The following is a 1,785-nucleotide window of genomic DNA, read 5'->3' on the forward strand; positions in this document are numbered from 1 at the left end:
ACCTCAGCCAGTCTTCCAGAACGAGAAGGAGCGAAAAAAGTTCTCAACCGAGTTCACAATACAGGCAGTCAGGTAAAACGTTTAAATCTTATTTGGATGGACGGCGGATACCGTGGTGAAGAATTTATGCGTTGGGTGATGGATATGTTTCGCTGGATTGTGGAAATTGTGCTTCGACCATTGGAAAAGAAAGGTTTTGTCCATTTACCAAAGCGCTGGGTTGTTGAGCGAACTTTTGGTTGGCTTAACTGGTGTCGACGTTTAAGTAAAGATTATGAACGACTACCAGAAACCTCTGAGACTTTTATTTACATTGCGATGATCCGGATTATGGTCAGGCGACTGGCATAATTTTTAACTCGCTTCGACTTTTAAAACATCCTCTTAGATAAAGGTGATCGCCTAGTCGAGGTCTTGGGCATAGTTAATTCAAAGGCGAGGTCAGATTTCATCTTAAGTCTCAACTTCCACTAAAGATAACAACATCTTGCAGCGAATGGCACTACACTTAACACTCTGTTTGTCGAGAGCGAGGTTTTGCATGAGTCTTTATACCCTGAGTATTTGAGCCTTTAAATATTTTTGCGATACTTTTGTAACATTATTCTAATTTTAGGTGTACGCTTAGTAACAGCATACTACAATGGTCAAACAATGCTTGATGCTTTTGTATAAAAACAGGAGATTGTGGTATATAGTCCACTTAGAATATCAGGTATGCATCGCCCTTAGTGCAGTAGAAAAAGTGAAAAGTCTGACGATCACAGCAGTTATATTAACATGGATTAGTGGAGTCAATTGTCTTCCTAGCTATGGTATCTTATCAAATATCAAGCCTTCAAGAATAGAAACCCAATTAATTGCTCAAGGTAATCATCAACAGTTCATCCGCAGAGTTAAAACTATTTTAAATACTGATTTTTATCTAAAGTATGGACAGATAGCTTACCTCCCTAATGAAAATATTGAAATCAAATTTTCAAAAATTATAGAGGATTCTAGGTGCCCTGCTAAAGTAACTTGTATTTGGCAAGGGCAAGTTATCGTTGAATTAGACATTATAAAAAATGGTAAAAAGGTTTCAACATTAATGCTAACCCTGATATCAGTCAATGATGTTTCACCAATTCAATTTTTAGGTAAATATACAGTGACATTGAAAGAGGTTTTGTCTTATCCAAAGAACGGAACTAATATTTTAAGCGAAGACTATATTGCTAAAATCGTTGTTGCTAAAAGGCTTCCAATCAATAAAATCCCCACTCCGTAAAACTTACAATCATTGTATAGTAGTCCGATTTGATTTAAGCCTTGATAAAAATCCAGGGCTTTATTTTATATGCCGTTTACTAAATGCCAGCTAAAAAAAGTTTGCCAGCGCTTTCCATACACATAATCAACGTTGAATCACTTTGAGCTACCTACTACTGCTGTTAAAATTTGTCTTAGGAGGAGCTTTTTTAATAATGCGCTGGTAACTGTAGTATCAATACTTGTCGGATTTTGGAGGAAAAGGGAAAGGAAAACCCCTTAAACTTACCCTAGATGAATTCCTAATTGGCATTTTGTACTTCTTCAATTGGCACAGACCGGACTAATTCGCGGATTACATCGGTTGCTGGTCTACCAGTAATTGAACAATATTTTTCCAGCTTCTCTGCTTCACTTGATGTGAGATTGATTGTAAGTCGTTTAGCAGCCCATTTTTTATTCATAATATTGCTCCAAAAGTTAACAAGGTATGGCAGTTAACCACCCCAATAACCTGCTAATTTCAAGACTACT

General features: G+C 36.9%; 3 protein-coding genes. 2 read left to right on the plus strand and 1 reads right to left on the minus strand.

Features of this window, described 5'->3' with window-relative positions; genetic code table 11:
• Together H6G97_RS50800 and H6G97_RS50805 are read left to right on the plus strand one after the other, a co-directional pair.
• A partial coding sequence (locus H6G97_RS50800) for a transposase (protein ID WP_190941080.1) occupies positions 1–351 on the plus strand: 351 nt, incomplete at its 5' end.
• A 394-nt stretch (positions 352–745) separates the two neighbouring features.
• On the plus strand, positions 746–1,270 hold the full coding sequence (locus H6G97_RS50805; RefSeq protein WP_190947742.1) for a hypothetical protein: 525 nt from the start codon (positions 746–748) through the stop codon (positions 1,268–1,270).
• A gap of 283 nt (positions 1,271–1,553) precedes the next feature.
• On the opposite strand, the gene H6G97_RS50810 is transcribed toward H6G97_RS50805, so the two are convergent.
• The gene (locus H6G97_RS50810) at positions 1,554–1,715 is read right to left on the minus strand and encodes a CopG family transcriptional regulator (protein ID WP_190737202.1); all 162 of its coding nucleotides are present in this window, start codon (positions 1,713–1,715) and stop codon (positions 1,554–1,556) included.
• Between the last annotated feature and the right edge of the window lie 70 nt (positions 1,716–1,785).

It is taken from the genome of Nostoc flagelliforme FACHB-838, assembly GCF_014698065.1.
Lineage (GTDB): Bacteria > Cyanobacteriota > Cyanobacteriia > Cyanobacteriales > Nostocaceae > Nostoc > Nostoc flagelliforme_B.